The sequence below is a fragment of the Paenibacillus sp. Y951 genome (genome assembly GCF_056786395.1).
Window position 1 is genome coordinate 1 of record NZ_JBXCIY010000076.1, and the last position, 847, is coordinate 847.

General features: G+C 36.1%; 2 protein-coding genes. Both read right to left on the reverse strand.

What is annotated here, in order from left to right; translation table 11 throughout:
• Positions 1–200 (reverse strand): hypothetical protein (locus tag AC1TPB_RS24885; protein ID WP_482078950.1); only part of this gene is annotated, 200 nt, incomplete at its 3' end.
• Between the two features lie 11 nt (positions 201–211).
• Positions 212–778 (reverse strand): GNAT family N-acetyltransferase, encoded by a 567-nt coding sequence (locus tag AC1TPB_RS24890; RefSeq protein WP_482064805.1) that lies wholly within the window; start codon positions 776–778, stop codon positions 212–214.
• Positions 779–847: the final 69 nt, after the last annotated feature.

The following is an 847-nucleotide window of genomic DNA, read 5'->3' on the forward strand; positions in this document are numbered from 1 at the left end:
ATAACGTTATTGTATTCACGACGTCCCACCACCTTAAGCCCGAAGGGCGGCCGCGACGCGGTTAGGTGGAGGGATGTGTCCAGCTGAATATGCTTCCCTGCTACTGCCAATTGCCTCTTCGATTCTTCATCTAACTTCTGCCGGACCGAGGGACGAATGTCCCGATGCGTGAATATCGTGTTAGCTGAAGTTGATGACATCTTTGAATGCCTCAAAGAGACCTTTCATTAAAATCATTCTTTAGAATTGAGAACATCAAGGTATCAGTAATTATCTCACCGAATATGTAATCCCTAAGTAAACCTTCTTTTACAAAACCCAACTTTGATAAAAGTTTTACAGATGCAATATTTTCAGGTATAACTTTAGCCTGTATACGATTCATATCAAGTACATTAAATGCATATGGAATAATGGTTTCAAGCACTTCAGTCATTATTCCTTTCTGCCAATAATCTCTCGACAGATTGTATCCTACATTCACCATGGATGCTCTAATAAAGTCATTCAATATGCATGTTCCTATAATCCTATTATCATCTCTACTAGCAATTCCCCAAGTTATCATTTCTTTTCTAGTAAATGCGTTTTGAAACCTCATAAATGTCTTCGAAGCTGTCTCAATATTTTTGGGTCCTTTATATCCCCAATATCTAGTTACTTCATTATCAGAGAAGTAATTGTAATATTCCTTGGCATCATCAGAATGTAATTCTCTCAAAATAAACCTTTCAGTTTCAAGAATAGGAAAAGTAAAAAATGCATCTTTAAATGACATATTGATTCCCTCCGATTTTTAATTTTATATATCATCAATTTCAGCTAACGTTCTTGTATTCACGAACTT

Bases quoted from the DNA above. Each gene is read 5' to 3' on its own strand.
- AC1TPB_RS24890 (WP_482064805.1), bottom strand. From the start codon at position 778: ATGTCATTTAAAGATGCATTTTTTACTTTTCCTATTCTTGAAACTGAA.